This window comes from [Clostridium] fimetarium, assembly GCF_900111235.1.
Lineage (GTDB): Bacteria > Bacillota > Clostridia > Lachnospirales > Lachnospiraceae > Clostridium_N > Clostridium_N fimetarium.
Genome location: NZ_FOJI01000027.1, coordinates 1 through 22,891, shown reverse-complemented (window position 1 = coordinate 22,891; position 22,891 = coordinate 1). Strand labels below are relative to the sequence as shown.

Annotated in this window: 20 protein-coding genes, 17 tRNA genes and 1 rRNA gene; 34 read left to right on the top strand and 4 right to left on the bottom strand. The window is 33.3% G+C overall.

Annotation, left to right across the window (positions count from 1 at the left end; translation table 11 throughout):
• From BMY18_RS20025 to BMY18_RS19895, 27 genes are all read left to right on the top strand, one after another.
• Positions 1-83 (top strand): 23S ribosomal RNA (locus BMY18_RS20025); the annotation flags it as partial.
• Positions 84-356: 273 nt separating this feature from the next.
• A tRNA-Asn gene (locus tag BMY18_RS20020) sits at positions 357-428 on the top strand.
• A 59-nt stretch (positions 429-487) separates the two neighbouring features.
• Positions 488-559 (top strand) — tRNA-Glu (locus BMY18_RS20015).
• Positions 560-593: 34 nt separating this feature from the next.
• Positions 594-666 (top strand) — tRNA-Thr (locus tag BMY18_RS20010).
• 5 nt (positions 667-671) lie between these two features.
• Positions 672-745 (top strand) — tRNA-Ile (locus tag BMY18_RS20005).
• 37 nt (positions 746-782) lie between these two features.
• Positions 783-856 (top strand) — tRNA-Asp (locus tag BMY18_RS20000).
• Between the two features lie 50 nt (positions 857-906).
• A tRNA-Val gene (locus BMY18_RS19995) sits at positions 907-979 on the top strand.
• A 5-nt stretch (positions 980-984) separates the two neighbouring features.
• Positions 985-1,069 (top strand) — tRNA-Leu (locus BMY18_RS19990).
• Positions 1,070-1,131: 62 nt separating this feature from the next.
• A tRNA-Arg gene (locus tag BMY18_RS19985) sits at positions 1,132-1,205 on the top strand.
• Between the two features lie 182 nt (positions 1,206-1,387).
• Positions 1,388-1,858 (top strand): DUF1700 domain-containing protein, encoded by a 471-nt coding sequence (locus BMY18_RS19980; protein ID WP_092458160.1) that lies wholly within the window; start codon positions 1,388-1,390, stop codon positions 1,856-1,858.
• Positions 1,859-2,289: 431 nt separating this feature from the next.
• Positions 2,290-2,472, top strand: coding sequence for a hypothetical protein (locus BMY18_RS19975; protein WP_092458158.1), 183 nt, complete (start codon positions 2,290-2,292; stop codon positions 2,470-2,472).
• A 209-nt stretch (positions 2,473-2,681) separates the two neighbouring features.
• Positions 2,682-2,984, top strand: coding sequence for a rhodanese-like domain-containing protein (locus BMY18_RS19970; protein WP_092458156.1), 303 nt, complete (start codon positions 2,682-2,684; stop codon positions 2,982-2,984).
• Between the two features lie 384 nt (positions 2,985-3,368).
• Positions 3,369-4,514: a THUMP domain-containing class I SAM-dependent RNA methyltransferase gene (locus BMY18_RS19965; protein ID WP_092458153.1), complete on the top strand. Its 1,146-nt coding sequence runs from the start codon at positions 3,369-3,371 to the stop codon at positions 4,512-4,514.
• A 25-nt stretch (positions 4,515-4,539) separates the two neighbouring features.
• Complete coding sequence (locus BMY18_RS19960) at positions 4,540-6,249, top strand: lectin like domain-containing protein (protein WP_242941092.1); 1,710 nt, start codon at positions 4,540-4,542, stop codon at positions 6,247-6,249.
• A 22-nt stretch (positions 6,250-6,271) separates the two neighbouring features.
• The gene (gene rdgB, locus BMY18_RS19955; RefSeq protein ID WP_092458150.1) at positions 6,272-6,871 is read left to right on the top strand and encodes an RdgB/HAM1 family non-canonical purine NTP pyrophosphatase; all 600 of its coding nucleotides are present in this window, start codon (positions 6,272-6,274) and stop codon (positions 6,869-6,871) included.
• 47 nt (positions 6,872-6,918) lie between these two features.
• Complete coding sequence (locus BMY18_RS19950; protein ID WP_092458147.1) at positions 6,919-7,407, top strand: metallophosphoesterase family protein; 489 nt, start codon at positions 6,919-6,921, stop codon at positions 7,405-7,407.
• A 193-nt stretch (positions 7,408-7,600) separates the two neighbouring features.
• Positions 7,601-7,675 (top strand) — tRNA-Pro (locus BMY18_RS19945).
• 52 nt (positions 7,676-7,727) lie between these two features.
• Positions 7,728-7,798: transfer RNA gene (locus BMY18_RS19940), tRNA-Gly, on the top strand.
• A 5-nt stretch (positions 7,799-7,803) separates the two neighbouring features.
• Positions 7,804-7,877 (top strand) — tRNA-Arg (locus tag BMY18_RS19935).
• A 36-nt stretch (positions 7,878-7,913) separates the two neighbouring features.
• Positions 7,914-7,987 (top strand) — tRNA-His (locus BMY18_RS19930).
• Positions 7,988-8,002: 15 nt separating this feature from the next.
• Positions 8,003-8,075 (top strand) — tRNA-Gln (locus BMY18_RS19925).
• Positions 8,076-8,136: 61 nt separating this feature from the next.
• Positions 8,137-8,209, top strand: a tRNA-Lys gene (locus tag BMY18_RS19920).
• 249 nt (positions 8,210-8,458) lie between these two features.
• Entirely contained in the window at positions 8,459-9,556 is a 1,098-nt protein-coding gene (locus BMY18_RS19915) for an iron-containing alcohol dehydrogenase family protein (RefSeq protein ID WP_092458145.1), read from the top strand.
• A 121-nt stretch (positions 9,557-9,677) separates the two neighbouring features.
• Positions 9,678-10,865 carry a glycosyltransferase family protein gene (locus BMY18_RS19910; protein ID WP_092458142.1) on the top strand — a complete coding sequence of 396 codons (1,188 nt, stop codon included), beginning with the start codon at positions 9,678-9,680 and terminating at the stop codon, positions 10,863-10,865.
• Positions 10,866-11,090: 225 nt separating this feature from the next.
• Positions 11,091-11,170: transfer RNA gene (locus BMY18_RS19905), tRNA-Leu, on the top strand.
• 97 nt (positions 11,171-11,267) lie between these two features.
• Positions 11,268-11,342 (top strand) — tRNA-Pro (locus BMY18_RS19900).
• A 43-nt stretch (positions 11,343-11,385) separates the two neighbouring features.
• Positions 11,386-11,456, top strand: a tRNA-Gly gene (locus tag BMY18_RS19895).
• A gap of 167 nt (positions 11,457-11,623) precedes the next feature.
• Here BMY18_RS19895 and BMY18_RS19890 read toward each other — a convergent pair.
• Complete coding sequence (locus tag BMY18_RS19890) at positions 11,624-11,974, bottom strand: hypothetical protein (RefSeq protein ID WP_139197351.1); 351 nt, start codon at positions 11,972-11,974, stop codon at positions 11,624-11,626.
• A 185-nt stretch (positions 11,975-12,159) separates the two neighbouring features.
• Here BMY18_RS19890 and fliB point away from each other — a divergent pair, with 185 nt between their 5' ends.
• Positions 12,160-13,287: a flagellin lysine-N-methylase gene (fliB, locus tag BMY18_RS19885; RefSeq protein ID WP_092458136.1), complete on the top strand. Its 1,128-nt coding sequence runs from the start codon at positions 12,160-12,162 to the stop codon at positions 13,285-13,287.
• Positions 13,288-13,358: 71 nt separating this feature from the next.
• Positions 13,359-13,886 carry a phosphatase PAP2 family protein gene (locus tag BMY18_RS19880; RefSeq protein ID WP_092458133.1) on the top strand — a complete coding sequence of 176 codons (528 nt, stop codon included), beginning with the start codon at positions 13,359-13,361 and terminating at the stop codon, positions 13,884-13,886.
• Positions 13,887-13,943: 57 nt separating this feature from the next.
• Here BMY18_RS19880 and BMY18_RS19875 read toward each other — a convergent pair whose 3' ends face one another.
• On the bottom strand, positions 13,944-15,185 hold the full coding sequence (locus BMY18_RS19875) for a hypothetical protein (RefSeq protein WP_092458130.1): 1,242 nt from the start codon (positions 15,183-15,185) through the stop codon (positions 13,944-13,946).
• Positions 15,186-15,341: 156 nt separating this feature from the next.
• Between BMY18_RS19875 and BMY18_RS19870 the strand changes: the two genes are divergently transcribed.
• Complete coding sequence (locus tag BMY18_RS19870; RefSeq protein WP_092458126.1) at positions 15,342-16,694, top strand: D-alanyl-D-alanine carboxypeptidase family protein; 1,353 nt, start codon at positions 15,342-15,344, stop codon at positions 16,692-16,694.
• Positions 16,695-16,706: 12 nt separating this feature from the next.
• Here BMY18_RS19870 and BMY18_RS19865 read toward each other — a convergent pair whose 3' ends face one another.
• Positions 16,707-17,522, bottom strand: a complete 816-nt coding sequence (locus BMY18_RS19865) for a helix-turn-helix domain-containing protein (RefSeq protein WP_170841516.1) — start codon at positions 17,520-17,522, stop codon at positions 16,707-16,709.
• Between the two features lie 264 nt (positions 17,523-17,786).
• On the opposite strand from BMY18_RS19865, the gene BMY18_RS19860 reads away from it, so the two are divergent.
• The 3 genes from BMY18_RS19860 (at position 17,787) to BMY18_RS19850 (ending at position 20,911) form a co-directional block, all read left to right on the top strand.
• Complete coding sequence (locus BMY18_RS19860; protein WP_092458119.1) at positions 17,787-18,755, top strand: C-terminal binding protein; 969 nt, start codon at positions 17,787-17,789, stop codon at positions 18,753-18,755.
• Between the two features lie 81 nt (positions 18,756-18,836).
• On the top strand, positions 18,837-19,841 hold the full coding sequence (locus tag BMY18_RS19855; protein WP_092458116.1) for a zinc-dependent alcohol dehydrogenase: 1,005 nt from the start codon (positions 18,837-18,839) through the stop codon (positions 19,839-19,841).
• A 311-nt stretch (positions 19,842-20,152) separates the two neighbouring features.
• A complete protein-coding gene (locus BMY18_RS19850; RefSeq protein WP_092458163.1) occupies positions 20,153-20,911 on the top strand; it encodes an SDR family oxidoreductase in 759 nt (252 codons plus the stop codon).
• A gap of 116 nt (positions 20,912-21,027) precedes the next feature.
• Here the strand turns inward: BMY18_RS19850 and BMY18_RS19845 are convergent, their stop codons facing one another.
• Positions 21,028-21,486, bottom strand: coding sequence for a hypothetical protein (locus BMY18_RS19845; RefSeq protein ID WP_092458113.1), 459 nt, complete (start codon positions 21,484-21,486; stop codon positions 21,028-21,030).
• Positions 21,487-21,751: 265 nt separating this feature from the next.
• Here BMY18_RS19845 and BMY18_RS19840 point away from each other — a divergent pair, with 265 nt between their 5' ends.
• Positions 21,752-22,660, top strand: a complete 909-nt coding sequence (locus BMY18_RS19840) for a L,D-transpeptidase family protein (protein ID WP_092458110.1) — start codon at positions 21,752-21,754, stop codon at positions 22,658-22,660.
• The last annotated feature ends 231 nt before the right edge of the window (positions 22,661-22,891 follow it).

Sequence of the window (22,891 nt, the reverse complement as noted above, 5' to 3'; positions counted from 1 at the left end):
AGACTACGAGGTAGATAGGTTAGAGGTGTAAGCATGGTAACGTGTTCAGCTGACTAATACTAATAGGTCGAGGGCTTAACCAAGCGAAACATTGTTTTTGCTACTAAAACTAAAGTTAAGATAAGTTGCGTAGCAACTTAAAATGGCTTTGCGAAGCAAAGACAATGGTCATAGGATAGAACATACAAGAGAGTTATCTTTAGAGATAAAGATAAAAAAAACGGATGATAGATATATTTAATATGCAGTTTTGAAGGAACAAACGTGTATTAGTAGTTTCTTCAATGCAAATTGTAGAGTTACTTATAAGGAGTTGCATTGCAATTTCGTATGTATTTGCAAAAAAAAAGTTATTTTCCTTGATAGCTCAATGGTAGAGCGCACGGCTGTTAACCGTGATGTTGTAGGTTCGAGTCCTACTCAGGGAGTTTAGGATATTCTTTATGAAGTTTTACCAGAGAATTCAAAAAAGAGAAATTCCAGATAAGGCTCCATGGTCAAGCGGTTAAGACACCGCCCTTTCACGGCGGTTACAGGGGTTCAAATCCCCTTGGAGTCATTGTAGTAGATTTTATTTTAAGTATTCCCTATATGCCGACATGGCTCAATTGGCAGAGCAGCTGATTTGTAATCAGCAGGTTATCGGTTCAAGTCCGATTGCCGGCTTATTTGGACCTTTAGCTCAGTTGGTTAGAGCAACCGGCTCATAACCGGTCGGTCCTGGGTTCGAGTCCCCGAAGGTCCATTAAAATCTACTATAGTTTTGAGTATTTAATTGTTTTGGCCTGGTGGCTCAGTTGGTTAGAGCGCCGCCCTGTCACGGCGGAGGTCGTGGGTTCGAGTCCCATCCGGGTCGCTGAAGTAGACTAATACTTATTTTACTATTTTCAATTCAACATTTCCCTTGGGATCATAGCTCAGCTGGGAGAGCATCTGCCTTACAAGCAGAGGGTCATAGGTTCGAACCCTATTGGTCCCATTTATGCCGGCGTGGCGGAATCGGCAGACGCACAGGACTTAAAATCCTGCGGGAGTTAATCCCATACCGGTTCAATTCCGGTCGCCGGCATTAAAAACATAGCACAAGTGCTATGTTTTTGTTTATGGAATTTTTTTGGGATAAAATCATATGTATGTGTAGCTCAGCTGGATAGAGCGTCTGGCTACGGACCAGAAGGTCGCAGGTTCGACTCCTGTCACGTACACTGTGTGAAAACAAAAAACCCTGCAAATTTATTTGCAGGGTTTTTTGGTATATTGTAAGTGAAGATTAAAAGTAGTAATAATTTATAATTATTTAATAATACGTAACTAATATTTGATTTGTTTTGCATAGAATATGTGTTAATATAAATGAAATTATATTAGATTGGAGTTGGACTTTCATATGAATAAAGAAGAATTTTTATATAAAATGAAGGATGCATTAGATGGACAGGTATCAGAGATTATCATTTCTGATAATATTGACTATTATAAAAATTATATAAACAGTGAAATGTTAAATGGTAAAAGTGAAATTGAAGTATTAGATATGCTCGGTGACCCAAGACTCTTAGCAAAAACAGTAATTGAAATGCAAGAAAACGATAATAACGAGAATAATACGAAAAGTGAAAATAATAAGTATAGTGATGATAATTATGATGACTATAATCAAGAAGATGATGATTTTAGTAAGAGAGCTGATAATTCGAAAATTCATTCATTGTTTGGACTGAAAGGATGTCTTATTTCAATACTAATGCTATTTATTGTTTTTATAATATTAAGGTTCCTTTTATCCGTAGCCATAAATTTTGCAATACCCATTTGTATAATAATATTATTAGTTGGATTATTTAAACGAATAAGATAGGTAAAAATATAAGATTAGTAAAGATATTAGACATGAGTATAGACATAAGTAATATAAAACAGCAACAGGGGGGAGCCTGTTGCTGTTTTAATGAGGGGAGTATAAATAATTAATAAGGGGTTATAGTAAAGAGAAAATTTTGAAGGGGATTCTCTTTACAAGTTGATTATATATTATTTTGTCGGATTTTGCAAGATAAAATATAATGAGTTTTTTTAAATTTACTGTAAAAAAAGTATAAAGAATGCATAAAATACAGAAAAAATACTGTCATAATGATAAATATTTAACAATGTATGGATATAAAGGGGAACTGATATTTATTATGTTTTATAATATTATAATTGAATTTATTTATTTGCGTATATTTATATTAATAAGAGAAATACTATTTTATGTAAAATTAATTTAATTTTAGGAGGAAATAAAAAATGGCAAAAATGAATTCAAATGATTCACAAACAAATTCAAAGAGCAACAACGCAAAAAACAGTTCTAAGAATAGTAATTCTAAGAATAGTACAAGTACAAGCAATTCTTCTCAAAACAGCTATAATGCTTATAGCGATTCTACAAAATCAAAAAGCAATTATAAAGCTTCTGACGTTGACTAATTAATTATTAGAAAATCGATAAGATTAACTATATAATTGTCATAAAGGAAAAGCTTTTGAGGCGGCATAGGATAACCTATGTCGCTTTTTTAGAAATACGCAATCTATTGCCGTTTATGTTGCTGCCGATTTTAAAAGTACATACACATTTATAGGATATTTTTTATATTATAATTATAAGATAAAGCGTAAATAGAAAAGGTTTAGAAATGATATTTGAGAATATAAGTGTAAAAAATTTGAATTCGTTAGCTAATGATCCAGATGTAATTATTGTTGATTTAAGAGATGAAGCAGACTATATAAAGATGCATGTAAAAAATGCGATAAATATTAATAACGATAAATTATTTAAAAGCTTAGAAAAGCTAGATAAAAATAAAACAATTGTTTTGTATTGTGAGCGTGGGTCGTTAAGTTTGATTGCTGCCAAGAAATTAAGCGAGATGGGATATAGGGTAAAGACAGTAATTGGTGGGATTAATATGTATAAAGCACGGTATTTAAAATAATAAAAGTGATAGCTAAATTTATTATTAAAGTGACTGCTAAATTGATTGTTAAAATGTCTACTAAAAGGACTACTAAAGTGACTATTCAAGCTATTGTTAAACGGAGTTTAAAACAATTATTCGAATAATTTGTAAAACTATATAAATTTTACAGGATAGCTTTGTCGATAACCTTAATTTATTCAAAAAATATATTTTATGACAAGGATTCACATTGACAGTATGTATTATAAGCTATAATATATAAGTGTATTGCGTTTTAATCACATTAAATTAAAGTCTAAAATATATAGAATTTAATTAGAATTTCTTACAAGTGAAAATTAGGATTTAATATGAATCTGACAGAATTATTTTATAAAAATATACTATTTAGGAGAATTTATGAATACAATTGAATTAATTGCGCCATGCCATTTTGGATTGGAAGCAGTTTTAAAGAGAGAAATAATTGATTTGGGATACGAAATTAGCTGCGTAGAGGATGGTAAGGTTACGTTTATCGGGGATGCAGAGGCAATTTGTCGTGGAAACATGTTTCTAAGAACCGCAGAAAGAATATTGCTTAAGACTGCAAAGTTCACAGCAGTGACATTTACTGAGCTATTTGATCAGACGAAGGATGTGCCTTGGGAAGACTTTATTCCAAAAGACGGAAAATTTTGGGTTACCAAGGCAAGCTCTGTAAATAGTCAATTATATAGTAGCTCAGATATTCAGTCTATTGTTAAAAAGGCAATGGTAGATCGTCTTAAGTCAAAATATAACGTTGAATGGTTTGAGGAGAGTGGAAATGATTATCCTGTTAGGGTAACTATAATTAAGGATGAAGTTACTATTGGAATCGATACAACAGGTGATTCCCTTCATAAGAGAGGGTACAGACTATCATCAGGTAAGGCTCCAATTTCGGAATGTTTGGCTGCGGCTTTGATTATGCTTACACCTTGGAATAAAGATAGAATTTTAGTGGATCCATTTTGTGGTAGTGGAACATTTCCAATTGAGGCTGCAATGATGGCGGCAAAGATTGCACCAGGATTAAACCGTTCATTTACGGCACAAAAATGGGACAATATCATTGCGAAGAAAGAATGGAATGATATTTCACAAGAAGCACATGATATGATCGATTTTAATATTGAAACTGATATCCAGGGATATGATTTTGACAGGGATATCATTAAGATTGCAAAGCAGAATGCTATCAATGCTGGCGTTGATAAGTTGATACATTTTCAGCAAAGGGATATAAAGGACTTGAGTCATCCTAAAAAATACGGATTTTTGATTACAAATCCACCTTATGGTGAAAGAATGGAAGAAAAGGCCGATCTCCCTCCTATATATTCTATGCTTGGACAACAGTTTAAGAAACTTGAAGATTGGTCAGCCTATGTAATTACTTCATATGAAGAAACCGAGAAATATTTTGGAAGAAAAGCAGACAAGAATAGAAAGATTTATAATGGTATGATAAAAACATATTTTTATCAGTATTTAGGGCAAAAGCCACCTAGGAAGAAATAATTTTTGATATGAATAAGGGGCCATTTTGAAAAATAAGAAGATTTATTTGAGTTTAGTGATAATTGCATTTGCCATAATGGGATGGAGTTTCAAGGGGAACTTCATGGCTGAGGGCGTAGCGGTTGGAGACACAGTGCAAGTAGAAGAAGTTCCTACTGAATGGAATAGTGTAATAGCAAATAATGTGAATGACATTAAAATACAATTAGTTGTTGATGCAAACGTTGTTTCATTTTATAATGAGCAAATGTTTATGGATGATAAAATGAATATAATGATTCCTACCTCTGTTTTTACAGAGGCTTTTAAGTGTTCATTTAATTATTATGACAATGGTAGTGTTCTAATTAAAAAAGGAAATACAGAATTAACGGTTCAATTAGAGCAGAATTACATGCATGTAGGTGATGTGCAAATTCAAGTGCCAAGTGCAATGTTGATTAAGGATGGAATGGTATATTTACAGGCAAAAGTGGTTGAGTTAGGGCTCGGATACACTTATAAATGGGATATTGCATCTAATACTTTATATTTAACGGATAGTAAAAAAGGAGATAATATCCTTCCATCCAAGTTTAGTTATAGAGATATTAAGAAGATTCCAGAAATTAAAAATCAAGGGAATCTTAGTACTTGTTGGGCCTTTGCGGCACTTAGTGCGCTAGAGTCGAGGCTAATGCCAGAACAAAAATTTTCGTTTTCTGTGGATAATATGTCTTTTAATAATGGATATGTTGGAAATCAGTCAGACGGTGGTGATTACACTAGAGCAATTGCTTATCTTACCGCATGGAAGGGACCCGTGTTAGAGTCTGATGACCCGTATGGAGATGGAATCCACTCGAGTGAGTTAAAACCTGTTAAGCATGTTCAAGAGGTTCAGATTATAGATAGTAAGAATTTTGAGGCAATTAAAAAGGCTGTATTTATGTATGGAGGCGTTGAGTCTTCACTCTATTCGTCTATGGCGAGTTCAAATGAAAGTTCGGTTTATTATAATAAGAACAATTACTCATATTGCTATATTGGAACTCAGAAACCGAATCATGATGTCGTTATTGTTGGATGGGATGATAATTATTCAAAATCCAACTTTAACGGTAATCTTGAAGGTGATGGAGCTTTTATCTGTATGAATAGTTGGGGCGCCAATTTTGGAGATGGTGGTTTATTCTATATTTCATACTATGATTCTAATATTGGTATGCATAATGTCGTTTATACAGGCGTAGCAAGTGTTACTAACTACGATAACATATACCAGAGTGATTTATGTGGCTGGGTCGGTCAGATGGGATATGAAGGAGATACTGCCTATTTTTCAAATGTTTATACAGCAAATTCAGAGGAGACTTTGAAAGCAGTTAGCTTCTATGCAACAGGTAAAGCTACGGAATATGAAATATATTTCGTAGATAATTATCAGGATACGTCATCTTTTGATAATAAAGTATTTGTTAAAAAAGGGACTTTTACGAATGCTGGATATTATACGGTAGATTTGGATAAATCTTATGATTTGCAAAAGGGAAATCAATATGGCGTTGTTATTAAGATTAAAACACCGAATTCAATCCATCCAATAGCTGTGGAATACAGGGCAGGAGCGCCTACTGCAGAAGTTGACTTAAGTGATGGTAATGGTTACATTAGTCTTAGTGGAAAATCTTGGGAACATGTTGAGGAATCAAAAAACTGTAATATATGTCTAAAAATGTTTACAATAAATAGATAATTAACTTAAGGAGTAATGAAACGTGAGTAAGAAGGTGATATTCGCAACGGGTAATGCTGGAAAGCTGGAAGAAATAAAAATGATTTTAAGCGACTTGGATATAGAGCTTTTATCTATGAAGGAAGCTGGAATTGAAGTTGACATTGTTGAAGATGGAACTAGTTTTGAAGAAAATGCTATGATAAAGGCTAAGACGATTATGGAACTTACTGGTGAGATTACGCTTGCCGATGATTCTGGACTTGAAGTTGATTATCTAAATAAAGAACCCGGAATATATTCAGCAAGGTATATGGGAGAGAACACTCCATATAATATCAAAAACAAATCGATAATCGACCGTCTAGAGGGTGTTGAAGGACAAGATAGAAGTGCTCGATTTGTATGTGTGATTGCTGCGGTATTTCCAGATGGAAGAGCCTTTACTACAAGAGCTACGATAGAAGGTCTTATAGGTTACGAAGAAAAGGGAGATAACGGTTTTGGTTATGATCCTATTGTATATATCCCTGAATACAATGCAACAACAGCGCAATTGACAGCTCAAATTAAGAATACAATTAGCCACAGAGGAAAAGCATTAGAGCAAATGAAAGAAATTTTAAAGAAAAATTATAACTAAATTCACTTATATTTATAATGCAGCATAAGCTATGAAAGGATTTAATTATGCAAAAGATAATGGTTGTTAGTGATACTCATAGACATCATGAGAACTTAAAAAAAGCTATAAAACTTGAAGGTCCTATTGATATGCTAATACATTTGGGAGACGCAGAGGGTGAAGAGGATTATATTAGAGAATTAGCAGATTGTGAAGTTATAATGATAGCAGGAAATAATGATTATTTTTCTAATCTTAGAAGAGAAATCACTATAAAAATAGGAAAATATAATGTACTTCTTACGCATGGACATTATTATTATGTTTCGGTTGGATTAGATTTTATTAAAGAAGAAGCAATTGGAAGACGTATGGATATTGTCATGTTTGGTCATACACATAGACCAATAATTGAAATTTATAAGGAGGTAACATTAATTAATCCTGGTAGTATATCTTATCCAAGACAAAATGATAAAAAGCCAACTTATATTATTATGGATATCGACGACGATGAAAATATAAATTATACATTGAAACATGTCAATATTTGAAGCACATTATTTTAAAATGCTAAATAAGTCGCTAAAAAGATCTGAAAAAAGATTTGAAATATAGTATTTAAGCGGCTTTGCGCGAATTGTGTTGAAAATTAAAATAAATGTTGAAAAGGTGTTGACATCTTAGGGTGGATATAATATAATAACTCTTGCGTCGCTGAAAGAAACGGGGCAAACACAAGACAATCGGGGTGTGGCTCAGCTTGGCTAGAGCGCTTGATTTGGGATCAAGAGGTCGCAGGTTCGAATCCTGTCACCCCGACTTGATAATGAAAAAATATTCGTTATTATATATATAGCTGCATAATTTTTATGTGGGTGTGGTTCAATGGTAGAACGCTAGCCTTCCAAGCTAGACACGTGGGTTCGATTCCCATCACCCGCTTACGTGTGCTCGTAGCTCAGCTGGATAGAGCAACGCCCTTCTAAGGCGTGGGTCATGGGTTCAAATCCCTTCGGGCACACTATTTTTTTATTTATTTGTTATTTTGTTTTACATGGTGGGTATAGCACAGCCGGTTAGCGCGCCAGATTGTGGTTCTGGAGGTCGAGGGTTCGAACCCCTCTATCCACCCTAATTTTAAATTAATGGGCTATCGCCAAGCGGTAAGGCACAAGGTTTTGATCCTTGCATTACGCTGGTTCGAATCCAGCTAGCCCAGTTTAGATCACATCAATATCACCGATTAATGGTAATGTATTATGGATCTGCTAATATAATATGGGATATTAGCTCAGTTGGTAGAGCACTAGATTTTTAATCTAGGTGTCCCGGGTTCGAACCCCGGATGTCTCATTAATAATTATGTAATCACAAAACGTGTTGTATTTTGTGATTACTATTTTTTTGTGGTTTTTTAAAGGGATTGTATTGACTTTTATATTTTTTAAATATAGAATTATTCTAAATAAAGACTATGTTTTGATTTTGTTGGCTAGTGCAAGAAAGATTACTTTTTATAAACTTATTATAGCAAAGGGGCTAAATGTAAATGTTTTTTCATTTACATTTGGCCCCTTTTATTGAGAGGAGTGTGCGTGAATAATGGAATTTAAATATGCGATCCCAACAAAGATATATTTTGGGAAAAATTGTATTAGTAAAAATGCAGATATATTTGCACAATTAGGAAAAAGGGCGCTGATTGTTACAGGAAAACAATCAGCAAAGGCTTGTGGGGCACTGGATGATATAATAAAGGTGATGGAGGAGAATAAAATCAGCTATATTATTTTCGATGAAATTGAAAATAATCCATCCGTTGAAACGGTTGAAAAGGCTGGAAAAATTGCAGCTCAGAAAAAAGTTGACTTTATTATTGGAATAGGAGGAGGTTCTCCTATTGATGCTTCAAAAGCGATTGCAGTATTGGCGGCAAATCCAGAAGTTATTGCAATAGATTTATTCAAAAACGAATTCAAGAAGGTCTTGCCCATTATAGGAATTCCAACTACAGCTGGAACCGGAAGCGAAGTCACATCCTATAGTGTTATTGTAAGAAAAGATTTGCAAACAAAAGTAAGCTTTGGAACAGATAAGACATACCCACAATATGCATTTTTGGATGCCAGGTATACTGCAACATTAGGAAAGAATACCACTATAAATACTGCTGTAGATGCATTTACACATGCCTTAGAAGGATACTTGGCTAATAGAAGCACAGTAATTAGTGAATGTTTGTCGTTAGAGGCAATTAGGACTTTTGGAAAGAGTATGAGAAAATTAGCTCGTTTTGAGCTAGATGATAATGATAGAGAAAATCTTATGTATACATCGCTTTTAGGAGGAATAATTATTGCCCAAACTGGAGTTACGATAGCACACGGAATGGGATACTGTTATACTTTTTTTAAAGATATTCCACATGGTAAAGCAAATGGACTAATCATGCGGGAGTATTTGAAACTTAACTATGATGTAGCAAAAGCTAAAATTGATAACGTTTTAAATGCCCTAGGCTGCGAAAGTATTGACGAGTTTGCAGATATTCTAAAAGATATGTTAGGTGAAGCACCAAAGCTAACACTTGAAGAAATTCAACTGTACACAGAACTTACGCAAATTCAGAAAGGAAGTATGTCCAATACACCTCATGAAATTAATGCTGATGTAATCTATAAATTATGGAGTGAAATATAATTTTTAAATTTATAAATAAAAGACAAGTATGGTTTGAAAGTTAGATAAGAAAAAATTGAAAATATATTATGATAAAGGTATAATAGAGAAATCAAGATATCAGCATAGGAGTTTTCAAAAGATGAAGTTGATTTTATTTAAGGGTGGAGTTGAAACGCAAGAGTATTTTTCGCTTGAACTAGCTAAAACATTTAAAGTAATTGGATATGATATTTTCTTATATGACTTGTTAAATGATGAATGTAGTTATCATTTATTGAATGATTTTTGTAAAAATGGAAATGTTGTCATGTTTACTTTTAATTTTAATGGGATTGCGGGCGAGAAGTATCTATACAGAGATGATAGTAGCAATTTTTGGGATGAACATAATATCCCTTGCTATAACATGGTTGTGGATCATCCATTTTACTATCACCAATATATTGAAAAAACGCCAAGGGTTTATTATCAAATTAGTATTGATCGTTTTCATGAAGCTTATATGAAACGTTATTTTCCAGAGGTAGGGCTTGGTGGCTTTTTACCGCTTGGAGGAACGCACCTAGAGACTGGGGAACCGCTTATTCCAATAAAGGAGCGTCCTATCGATATTGTATTTACAGGTAATTACACAAGGCCAGATACCTTTGACAAGTTTATTGCACATTTGGACCAGGAGTACATTGATTTCTATCATTCGATACTTCAGGAGCTAATTGCTAATCCAAGCCTCAGGTTGGAAGATTTGGCTGAAGATAAGCTAAAGGAAGAGCTGGGACAGCTTAGTGATGCGCAGTTAAAGAGCTGCTATAAAAATATGATATTTATTGATTTATCCGTGCGATTTCATTTTCGAGCGCTCGCGGTAAAGGAACTAGTTGATAATGGATTTCGAGTAAATGTGTTTGGGGCTGGATGGGATGCGCTTGCGTGCAAACATCCCGAAAATATAATTAGTGCAGGTGGCGTAAATTCGCGCAAGTGTCTTGAAGTTATCAATCAATCGAAGATATCTTTGAATGTAATGCCGTTGTTCAAGGATGGCGCGCATGATAGAATATTTAATTCTATGTTAAATGGAGCGGTGAGTTTATCAGATGATAGCATTTATCTTAGTGAGCAGTTTTGCGATTGTAAAGATATTAAGTTTTTCAATCTTGCCCATATAGACAACATTCCCCATATTACCGAGGGAATCCTAAAGAATGATGATTGGATGGCGGATATGGCGAATAACGGGCGAATAAAGGCACAAAATAATCACTCATGGGAGTGCAGGGCAAAAGCGATTGATGAAATGATAAGAAAGCACTTAGAAAATGATTGAGAAAGTGCATAGCAAATCATAAAATCACAGGGAAGTGCATAGGAAATGATTGAGAAATAATATGTTTGAGTATATAGAGGACAAAAACCGTATGAAGACAGCCGAAAACTGCGGAATTTGTAGAGAATCTATGGAGCGAAAAAAAACGATTGACTTTATAATATGTTTTATGATAAGATAGCAAAGCACACAAGATAATTAAATCAATTGTTTATAGTGTTGCATGCGGATATGGCGGAATTGGCAGACGCGCTAGACTTAGGATCTAGTCCGAGAGGGTGCAGGTTCAATTCCTGTTATCCGCATTAGAAAAGATTAAGACTTCAACTTTGATTCAAGTCTTATTGCTTTTAATAGTTGAAGGGTAGATAACTGATTACTTTTCAATAAGTTACAAAATCACGGGGTGTGGCTCAGCTTGGCTAGAGCGCCTGGTTTGGGACCAGGAGGCCGCAGGTTCGAATCCTGTCACCCCGATTTAGTAACATATAATAGAATGATGATTTGTATATATTCATGTGTGGGTGTGGTTCAATGGTAGAACGCTAGCCTTCCAAGCTAGACACGTGGGTCCGATTCCCATCACCCGCTTTTTATATGCATATATTCCGCTTGGACACATTTATAATTTCATAATTTAAAATTGCGAAAGACTTTGACTTCTGTTGAGGTCTTTATTTAATAAAATATATAATAAATTATGAAATAATATTGAAACGTATAGCACGAAAGGCTTTATGTAATTACTACAGAATTATTTATTTTGCCTTGTTCTGAACCCTTTCGCGCTGCTTCTTTATAATATAAGTATCAATAGAACTATAATACGAAAATGCTGTGATGTAATGGAATTCTTGATTCATATAACTGATATAAGTTACGGATACGTTTTTCCATATCAGCGGGGATTGCTCTTCTCTAATTAAGGAAATATCTATTTTTACAATGTCTGATTTAAAATTAATAGGTTCATTTTCTTTTTTAATAGGTTCTACTAATATAGAATTATCTAAAACCTGAACACATTTTGTATTAAATTCAATACTTTCGTATTCTGTATATGCTTTTACAATAATTTCTGTTCCTTCAGTTAAGTTAGTTAATTTCATATCAAAAAATCCTTCCATGAATAAAATAAGCCTGATTATTTTAGTAAAAGCAGTTAGATTGGTGAAACATTGTTCATCAGTATAGCATTTCCAAGAATATAGCGTCAAGTGTAATAATAGTGTATCAATAATGAATCAATAGTGAATCAATAGTGAATCAATAGTGAGGAGACATAGGTGATTAAATGAATAACATATTAAAGGTGGAATTCTATGATGATTTTAGTTGCATAGCAGATGGATGCTCTTTTACATGTTGCCAAGGCTGGGAAATTATTGTCGATATAGATACATATAACAAATGGAAAAGCGATGAAATGAAGTTCGGATATATTCTCAAGAATATAAAAACAAAAAAAGTGAATAACGAGATACAGTATTTTATTAAAATGGGACAAAAGATGCACTGCCCATTTTTAGACAAAAAAGGCTTATGTGATATTGTTATAAAATGTGGGGAAGAGTGTTTGTCAAACGCCTGTAGTTTATTCCCAAGGTTGGAAAATGTCTTTGGAAATTTAAAGGAGTGTTCACTTTCATGTGCTTGCCCTACGGTTGTGGATCTGATAAATAATATTGATGGGAAGTTAAAGCTCACATTTGAAGGTGATGAGAAGCTATGGGACGATATTTCGATAGAATATAGAATAAGAGAAGTAATGATAAATACACTGCAAAACAGCGAATTTTCATTGAATGATAGTATCCTGATTATATTTAATATGTTATTATTTATAAAGAGAGAGCCGGCCATAACGGAGGATATAATAAATAACTTCAAGGATAAAAAATATCTTTTGTTGTTAATTGATTCATGGAGTGAGATTGAGTTAGATAATGAAGACTCATGCAATGAAATTAATGAATTGTTTATAGATATAGTTTTAAACTATAAGAAAGTGAAAAGCTTCAGCGAGTACTTAAAAGATATATCTTATCTAGCGGAAGATGGGGAAGTGGGAAGAAGTCATATTGAATGGAATGATTTTAAAAAGGTGTTTGCGCAATATGATAAACTGATTGAGAACTGCATTGTTTCAAAGGTTTTCGGCAATTGTATCAGTGATAATATTGATGATTCGATAAAGTCATTTCAAGTGGTGATCACAGAATATATAATGGTAAAATATTCTGCTTTTTTAAGATGGCTGATAAATGAAAAGAAGGAAATTTACTTTCATGACATACAGGATTATATTGTGATTTATTCAAGGATAATTGAGCATAATACGGATGGAATCATAGAATTTTGGAAAGACAACTTTGATGAGGCTATCTGGGAAGTTGGCTATATGTTTCTGCTTATTAACTAGAGTATTTACAATGGTATTGCGTTAAAAAGTCGATATGACGGTAAATATTATATTATGAAGAAGGTGATTAGATGTATTTGATTATTTCAAAAAAAATAAATAGCTTAGATAACTATATATTATACATAATAAGAAAATATTTAAAAAACAGATACTTAGATATATTAATGCCTTTTACTACAAGAATGGGAAATTTAGGATTGATATGGATTATAATGGCTGTGATTTTGATTTTAGACAAACCATATAGGGCAATCGGAGGTTCGGTAATACTTACATTAATTGTAGCGGCTGCTCTGGGTGAAGGGCTTGTAAAACATATAGTTAGACGAGTTAGACCATGCAAATATAAAAACAATAATCTATTAATTACAATGCCAATCACCTATTCTTTTCCTTCGGGACATGCATTATCATCATTTGCTGTAGCAGAAGTACTTTCAATGTCATTTAGTCAATATAAATTCATATTTATGGGAATTGCATTTCTCATTGCTTTTTCAAGACTGTATTTGGATGTACATTACCCGACGGATGTAATAGCAGGAATAATAATTGGCATATTATGCTCAAAATTTATATTTATAATTTTGAAGTAAGCTGATTTATCAAATAAAACAATTAAATCACAGGAACAAGTCGTGGCTAAATCTAATTTAAAAAATCATCTCATCTAATAGTTTCATATAATTGTTCTCTTTACCTTTTTTATTATTTTTAGGCAGAATATCTCCAGAATTCTCCAAAAAAAGGTAGGTGACATTTATATAATTTTCTAATTTATCAAGGTACTCTTTTGAGAAAAAACACTTGCTTCCGGCTACCGATAAATATATAAGCTGATAACAATTTGCTAAAACAAAACTTTTAAAGAAACTGTTTTCTGCTTGATAAGAATCCATAATCTGTTGTAAAAAGTGTAGCATTTTATTGACAATTTTTTCTTGTTGTTCAAATTGCAAATCTAATGTAAAAATAGTCTGATTACCATTCTTATTATCTTCGTCAATATCTCGAAGGTCATCTGCAAGCTGTAAAAAAAATCCAAATTCTAAATAAAAAAGCAAATCTTCTTCAGTAATTTCCTTTTCAACAAAAAAACGGTCAATTAATACGGAGATTCCGCCTTTGTAGAGAGAAATATCCAATCTTTCTTCAGAGGTTAAGGTGCTAATTGTATTTTGCTGAAGTAAGCTAGCTTCCTGTGCTTCTAACATCATAAGTAATAAATTGAAAACTGTCGAATCATTATCCCTTGGATATTTAGATTCAATTGCCTGAAGTAAATCACAAGTTTTCTTTTGATGGATTGATGCTGGATGAATCACTTTGCCTTCTATTTTATCTCGAATCATTTGATTATATTGTTTTTTCTCTTCATGGGAGTACTCGTTGCTGTCAATGAAATTATCTGTGAAAGGATATAGCATACTGTAACCAAAACATGCTGTGTTAAAACCATAGTTCACTTGATTTAGCTCGTTAAACATCAAATAAACAATATAATTTCTAATGGCCTGTCCGATTCCATCAATTGATAATTCGGGTGAAAAACGTCTTGCTTGGCGAAGAAATTCCATGAGCTCTTCCTGAAATGCATCTTGAGTCTGTTGATTTAAAAAGCGATGAGTGCCAAGTATCGACTCAGTAGATAATACTTGTTTGAATGAATTTAGTGCTTTTCGCTTCCATCTCTTTCGGCCAATTGGAAAGCGTGAAAAGTTATCAACTTGTTGCCTTAAGTCCGCTGAAATTGTCTGAATATTCTTTTCATTTTCTGATTTGGTTTCATTTGAAATGGCAATCAGAAAAAGCGGAAAGGAATCTTTACAAACAAGCCATTCGTTTTTGATTTCATTTTGACAGTAATCCTTTATTATTGTTTTTTGTAACACCATAATTGCGTAATCCCCCATATATAATAGCATTATTTATTATTATATCACAGGCAGGTCCAAGATTACTATTGTTTATATTATTGGATTTGTTTTGGTGTTTATAGATGAAGAAAGGGGGCAATAATATACTAAAATAACATAATCAGGGGATCATTTATGAGAAGGCAAACATTTATGAGAAGGCAAACATTTACTAGATTTACATCAATAATTTTTACTATAGTTATTTTTACGCTTACAGTTGTTAATGTTTCTCAAATGACTTATGCCCAAACCGTCCAATGGCCAACAGCTCCAGAAACACTAGCAGGAAGTGCCATTCTAATTGATGCAGATACTGGGGCAATATTATATGATAAAAGTAGTCATATGAAGGCATATCCAGCTAGCATGACTAAAATCATGACCGGCCTTCTTACAATTGAAAATTGTAGCTTTGATGAAGTCGTTACATTTTCATCAGAGGCCGCTAGAAGTGTGGTACAAGGCGATTCCAATATTTCGACAAAAGTTGGTGAACAGTACACCGTAGAGCAATCGTTATATGCACTTTTATTATCATCAGCCAATGAGGTCGCATATGGGTTAGCAGAGCATGTAGGAGGATCTCTTTCAGGCTTTGTTAATTTGATGAATACAAAGGCAAAAGAACTTGGTGCATTGAACACACATTTTAATAACGCAAGTGGATTATCAGATCCAAACCATTATACTACAGCCTACGATATGGCTATGATTGGACGTGCCAGTTTTAGCAACGGGGCTTTTTTGTCAATAGATTCCTATACTGGATCGTATAAATTAGGATCCACTAACTTAACTAGCGTTGCCCGAATTTTAACGGGAAGTAATCTTATGTTTAAGGGCAGACAATTTTATTATGAATATTGTAAAGGAAGTAAAACTGGGTTTACAGACGAATCTGGATATACACTCATTTCATATGCAGAAAAAGATGGTATGCGGCTTATCTGCGTAGTAATGAAGGAAGCTAATATTAATGATCGTTATATGGATACAAAGGACTTGTTTGAGTACGGGTTTAACAATTTTAAAAAAGTTTCTATTTCAAATAGCGATATGAGTTCATTGTTTAATAGTTCTAATTATTATGACTCAGAAGTATATGGAAATAATAATATTAGCTTTTCATTTGATGCATCATATATAGATTTGCCTAATGCTGCTAAATTATCAGATATCGGATTGAAAGTTGACAGTAGCGCTACAGGTAATATCGATGATCCCAATTATGCAGCGAAACTTAATTTTATATATAATGGAAAGACTGTAGGAAGCAGCAGTATTATAATTAATAAAAAAAATACAATTAAATCCGAAAATCTTCCGTACCTTGCAAGCAATAATTCATCAGTACCAATTAGTAAAAAAAGCTTCGTGATTAACGTATGGTATCTCGGTATTGGAATAGGTATCATACTAATACTACAAATTATAATGCTAATAAGACATTTACAACAAATGAAAAGACGTAAAAGATATCATTAGGATTTTATTTTGTTATTGAAATGTGTTCGTCTTTCTGAATTCACTTGGTGTAATCCCTTCACAAACATGGAACATTCTACTAAAATATGAAAAACTACTAAATCCTGATGACATTGCAATATCGGCCAGAGATTTATCTGTGTATATCAAATTCTTTTTCGCAATAGATATTCTGCGAAATAAAATATAATCAAGTATTGTCATGTGCGTTGTTTCTTTGAATATATGGCATAGGTAATATTTGCTTGAATGGACATAATTACAAATATCATTAAGCGTGATTTTATTTTCTATATTTCTATTAATATACTGAAGTACTTCAGAGATTTTGTTTGTTAATGCAGGGCTATATGTGTTTTTATTGCCATGTGCATAGGTGAATATTTCAAATATGGCAGTTGCCACATTAATATTCGTATATACAGTATTTTCACTTATATTATCTTTTATTTTCAAAAATGCTTCGTCAATGATAGCGGCTTCGTTTGGTCCTAATTCAATGCACATTCCACCACTTTTAATAAATAAATCATTGAGGATTTCAAAGCTTTTCGTAAATTCTGCAATTTTATTAATATACTCACTTGAAATAATAATCTTACTTCTTATATATTCATTGGGTTCTTTTGGTACAGAACAATGAATATCCATTCCATTTATAAAATACACAGAACCGCTTTTGAGGGGATATAATTTATTTTTAACCATTACAACACCTTCACCTGACCATATCTGTAGTATTTCATAGCAATTATTATGAGAATGCTCTTTGTTACTCAGAATATCTTTGCCATGTTCTTTATATTTAAAATCAGCAATTTCTTTCAAGGTCGATTCCTCCATCTTTATGTTCGAATTATTAGCGTTAGTATTAGTGATATTGGATATATTATTAGCTGTATTATACTGATTTTTGTGAAAAAAAGCAATATTTGTATAATATACAGCAATATATTGATATGTTTTGAAAAAATAAAGAACTATAATTGCACTATATTAAAGATTAAGCAAATGAAGATGTTAGAGATTAAAGAAAGATTAAAGAGATTAAAGATTTGAGTTTGACATTAAATACATTGGAGGATACCAGTTATGAATGATAATAAAATTGTTATTTGCGATTTAGACCATAAGGATGTAAGACCAGAAACAGAGATTTTTGGTAAAGCAGGTTACAGTTTTGATTGGCTACACTGTAAAACACAGCAGGAGGTAATTGAAACCTGTCAAAACGCAGTTGTACTTTTAAACCAATATGTAAAGATGGACAAAACAATATTTGAGGCAATCCCTACATTAAAATGTATCGTTAGATATGGTGTAGGCTATGATAACATTAATATTAATGATGCCAATCAGTATGGCGTACAGGCATGTAACATCCCAGATTACGGTACACGTGAGGTTGCTGATCAAGCATTGGCATTAATGATGGCGTTAGTAAGAAAAGTTGTTTTGTCAAATAAATTAATAAGAGAAGGTATATGGGATTATCAAAAAGGAATTCCAATTTACAGATTAAGCGAATGTACTGTAGGTGTATGCGGAGTAGGAAGAATCGGTACAGAATTTGCAAAACGAGTAAACGCTTTGGGATGTAAAGTCATTGCATACGACATTGAATATCAAAAATCAGGGAGAGCGTTCCCAGACTTTATTGAATTCGTTTCATTGGACGAATTAATTAAACAGTCAGATATTATTTCAATTCACTGCCCATTGACACCAGACACATATCACCTTTTTGGTGAAAAAGAACTAAAAGCTATGAAAAAATCTGCATATATCATAAATGCAGCTAGAGGCGGAATAATAGATGAAGATGCATTATTAGTTGCACTGCAGAACAAAGAAATTGCAGGAGCTGGACTTGATGTTGTTGAACATGAGCCTTTAGCGGTAGATAACCAATTGCTAGAGTTTGAAAATTTTATAATAAGCCCCCATACAGCATGGTATGCGGAGCAATCAGCAGTTGAATTAAAAGTAAAAGCTGCACAGGAAGCAGTTAGATTTGTATCTGGAGAAACTTTACATTATCCAGTAAATAAGTTGATTTAAGCAACACGATAGATTAATAGAATCAATTATAAAATCATAACCATAAAACCAAAACTATGCAGTTGAAAGAGAGGAATTAATATGAAAGCAATTCAATTTTTAGGAGCAAACAAAATAGGAGTAAATGAAATTCCGATGCCAGAGGTCCCAGATGGATGGGGATTGATTAAAGTTTCGCATTCAGGAATATGTGGAACAGATTTAAGTATTTATGGAGGAACACATCCTCGTGCAAAAGCACCACTTACGATGGGACATGAATTTTCAGGAGTGATCGCAGAGGATGCGATAGGTTTTCCAAAGGGTACAAGAGTAACTGTTTATCCTTTGATTTCATGTATGGAATGTACGCCATGTAAAGAAGGTAACAAGCATGTATGTAATACTTTGGGATTATTTGGAATAGACGCAGCTGGTGGTATGGCTGAATATGTTGCAATTCCTTTAGAGAATATTATAAAACTTTCAGATAACGTTTCAGATAAACTTGGAGCACTTCTTGAACCAATCGCTGTTACTGTGCATACGTTAAGGCAGACAGGCTTTCAACCAGGTGATAATGCGATTGTTTTCGGTTGCGGTACAATTGGACTTTGCCTTGCATTAACGCTTAGATTGTTTGGCGCAAGAGATATTGTGCTTGCAGAAACAGACCCAGCAAGAATCGAAATTGCCAAAGGTCTCGGATTTGATGTTATTAATTCAATGGAAATTGATTTAAATGAATTTGTCAAAGAAAGAACAAATGGAGATGGATTTGATAGAGTTTACGACTGTGCAGGAGCCGCTCCAGTTGCAAGTTGTTTGCTTGATGTTGTTAAGGTTCGTGGACAGATTGTAATCGTTGCATCATACAAAAAACCAACTGAGCTTCCATTATTTAAGGGTATGGCAAAAGAAGTTTCGATAAATTTCGTAAGAGTTTACAGACAAAAAGATTTTGAAATTGCAGCTGAAATGGCAGCAAAAGAGCCTTTATATGAAAAGATTATTACACATGTATTACCTGCCCAAAAGGCACAAGAAGGGTTTGACTTATTATTTACAAAAGGAACCGGCGCAATCAAGGTAATGTTTACATTTTAAATTGATTTTAGTAGCAAAACGTCATGAAGGTGCTGAATGATTTTAATTTATAATTATTCATTTTGCTTGCCTTTCCTTCAAGCAGTATGTTCTTTACAAGCCTCAGAGATGATAAAAAGACTCGCTTACGCTCATTTTTTATCTGAGTCTTGACATAACATAGGCACTGCTTTCAGCCGGTCTGCGACAAAATGAATAATTAGAAATTAAAATCATCGGTTACATTTTCAAAGGAGCTTTGAAACGGAAATCATATGGGTAAAATATATTGCGGTGGTAGAAGAAAAAGAAGAAAAATGGAGGTTTGGCTTATGAATTTGTTTGATTTGAATGGGAAGAAGGCGTTGGTTACTGGTGGTAATCGAGGGCTGGGTGTTGGTATGGTTGAAGGGCTGTGTGAAGCTGGCGCAGCAGTTGTGATTCTTGCATCTAGTGATAGTGTGTTTGTGGCTGCAAAGGAATTTTGTGATAAAGGTTTTGATGTTAAGGGTGTTAAATGTGATTTGTCAGATGAAAAAAGTATTGAGGAATCATTTAAAGAAGCACTTGGATTATTGGGTGGGAAAATTGATATTCTTGTAAATAATGCAGGAATTCAACGCAGAAATAAATGCGAGGATTTTCTTATGAGTGATTGGGATGACGTTTTAAATGTTGATTTAAGAGCCGTATTTAAAATGTGTCAGTTAGCGGGCAGAGAAATGATTGAAAACGGTGGTGGTAAAATAATAAATCTTGCATCGATGTTAAGCTTTTTTGGTGGATTTACTGTTCCTGCATATGCAGCTGCAAAAGGTGGCGTAGCGCAGCTTACAAAAGCATTGTCAAATGAATGGGCATCAAAAGGGATTAGTGTTAACGCAATTGCGCCAGGATATATGGCAACAGAAATGAACACAAAGCTGATTGAGGATGAAAAGCGAAATGCAGATATATTAGCAAGAATACCTGTTGGTCGTTGGGGTAATTCAGATGATGTTAAAGGCATCACAGTATTTCTTGCATCCAAAGCTTCGGATTATTTAAGCGGAGCAATTATTCCTGTCGATGGCGGATATCTGGGTAAATAATCTATTTTATCTAAATAGAGATTAAATGTTTAAATAGGAAGATAAAATTTAAAAGAAATATAATAAAACCAGAAGAGACTCATAAAATAAGTCTCTTTTGGTTTTTGTTATAATATTTAATAATATTTTTTTCTAACTCTTCGAGTAAATCCAAAATCAATAATAACTGGCCTTGCATTGATTCTTCCCCAGTTTACAGGCCGATACAAATCGGCCATTAGTAAATTATATTCCGAAGAAATATATCTTATTTCGCCAACATTATAAAGCTCTCTATTACTTTTAACATTAAAATATTCCCAGACTTCCGAGATGTGTTTTATTTTTTCGGCTTTTTGCATAATCAACATACGGTAATCTTCAGAAATCTGCAAAATCTTTGCAAATAGTGCAGAATTACTTGCTGATGAAATTTGGTACTCAGCCTCATTTTGTGCAATTCCTTTTTTGTTTTTAGCCACTTTGACAACATATCCATTTTCTAAGTCGAATACTCGTCTCCCAGACCCCGAACCAATGGATTTGTAGGCTCCGTCTCTTACGTTTGCTATAATTTGATCGAAGTCAACCCTCATAATATTCACCTACTTAGGATCATTAAGACAATAATATATTGAGAATTAATAATATATTATATATTATATTATTAGGAAACCGCCGATTAGTGAATGTCTGAGTTAAAAATGTTATTTTTATGTGTAGTGAGAAATGATAGAGCAGGATAAATCCAATGAGAAATGGAAGATTTTATATTTGCAAATGATATAGATGCAAGCTATAATTGTAGAACAAAAGAACTTATGGAGTTATTAAGAAGTAAGCGGACGGTTGGGAGCAAACATGAGAATTAGAAAGCTAAGTGCATTACTAGTTATTGCAACATGGATCATAGTAACGATACCTGGATGTAATAATTCTAATAAAGCTAAGAATATAAATGAAACACAGGAAATGCAGACTACAATAGAATCAACACAAACTACAACGGAATCGACACAGACTACAACAACACAAATATCATCAGAACAAGTCTTAGAAGAAATTTCATCACAGATATCACAGGAAGTTAATGTTAATCCAGACTCTAATAACGCAGCTAATAATAATTCTGAAGTACCTAATATTCAAACGGAAGCGGAAGTTAATCTAGATTTTGTAGCGAATCTAAAGATTTCAAATTCTGTAAATCAAATGATTGTAGTTGCAGCAAGCGGTTCCAAGGCAACTGTGACAATGCATGAAATCCAAAATAATGAATGGACAGAAATTATATCAACACAAGGGTATGTGGGAAAAGATGGAGTTGGAAATGCTGCAAATGTAAACGAAAGCACTCACATAACGCCAACTGGCATATATACATTATCAATGGCATTTGGTGTAAAGGATAATCCAGGAACAACGTTGCCATATACAAAAGTGGATGATTCAAATTATTGGGTAGATGATCCTGCTTCGAAGTATTATAATAAATTCGTATCTACAAATGATCCCAAGGTTGTCCCTGATTGGCTGTCTGCTGAACATATTCTGAACTACTCAAAACAATATGCTTATGTGATCGCAATCGATTACAATATGGACTGTATACGGAATGCAGGTTCAGCGATTTTCTTACATTGTTCTAATGATAACGGCACATATGGGTGTGTATCCATACCTGAAACTAGTATGGAATTGGTATTGCAGCATATTCATAGTGGATGTGTAATTGTAATTGATACTGCAGATGGTATATATAGTTATTAACTGATATATCAGTTATATATAGCTAATATATAACTGATATTTGATTTATATAACTGACATTTAACCGACATTTATTTGACATATTTGACTTGTTTTTAGGATAATATTCTTGACACGTACATATGTCAGTGCTAATCTCACGTTTGACAGTTAGAGAAGAGTAAAAAGCTTGGAAGCCCCATAAACAGGGAACTCCAAGCTTTATTTATTGTGAAAAAAGTGCGTACTTTA

Bases quoted from the DNA above. Each gene is read 5' to 3' on its own strand.
- BMY18_RS19980 (WP_092458160.1), top strand. From the start codon at position 1,388: ATGAATAAAGAAGAATTTTTATATAAAATGAAGGATGCATTAGATGGA.
- BMY18_RS19975 (WP_092458158.1), top strand. From the start codon at position 2,290: ATGGCAAAAATGAATTCAAATGATTCACAAACAAATTCAAAGAGCAAC.
- BMY18_RS19970 (WP_092458156.1), top strand. From the start codon at position 2,682: ATGATATTTGAGAATATAAGTGTAAAAAATTTGAATTCGTTAGCTAAT.
- BMY18_RS19965 (WP_092458153.1), top strand. From the start codon at position 3,369: ATGAATACAATTGAATTAATTGCGCCATGCCATTTTGGATTGGAAGCA.
- BMY18_RS19950 (WP_092458147.1), top strand. From the start codon at position 6,919: ATGCAAAAGATAATGGTTGTTAGTGATACTCATAGACATCATGAGAAC.
- BMY18_RS19915 (WP_092458145.1), top strand. From the start codon at position 8,459: ATGGAATTTAAATATGCGATCCCAACAAAGATATATTTTGGGAAAAAT.
- BMY18_RS19910 (WP_092458142.1), top strand. From the start codon at position 9,678: ATGAAGTTGATTTTATTTAAGGGTGGAGTTGAAACGCAAGAGTATTTT.
- BMY18_RS19890 (WP_139197351.1), bottom strand. From the start codon at position 11,974: ATGAAATTAACTAACTTAACTGAAGGAACAGAAATTATTGTAAAAGCA.
- fliB (WP_092458136.1), top strand. From the start codon at position 12,160: ATGAATAACATATTAAAGGTGGAATTCTATGATGATTTTAGTTGCATA.
- BMY18_RS19880 (WP_092458133.1), top strand. From the start codon at position 13,359: ATGTATTTGATTATTTCAAAAAAAATAAATAGCTTAGATAACTATATA.
- BMY18_RS19875 (WP_092458130.1), bottom strand. From the start codon at position 15,185: ATGGTGTTACAAAAAACAATAATAAAGGATTACTGTCAAAATGAAATC.
- BMY18_RS19870 (WP_092458126.1), top strand. From the start codon at position 15,342: ATGAGAAGGCAAACATTTATGAGAAGGCAAACATTTACTAGATTTACA.
- BMY18_RS19860 (WP_092458119.1), top strand. From the start codon at position 17,787: ATGAATGATAATAAAATTGTTATTTGCGATTTAGACCATAAGGATGTA.
- BMY18_RS19855 (WP_092458116.1), top strand. From the start codon at position 18,837: ATGAAAGCAATTCAATTTTTAGGAGCAAACAAAATAGGAGTAAATGAA.
- BMY18_RS19850 (WP_092458163.1), top strand. From the start codon at position 20,153: ATGAATTTGTTTGATTTGAATGGGAAGAAGGCGTTGGTTACTGGTGGT.
- BMY18_RS19845 (WP_092458113.1), bottom strand. From the start codon at position 21,486: ATGAGGGTTGACTTCGATCAAATTATAGCAAACGTAAGAGACGGAGCC.
- BMY18_RS19840 (WP_092458110.1), top strand. From the start codon at position 21,752: ATGAGAATTAGAAAGCTAAGTGCATTACTAGTTATTGCAACATGGATC.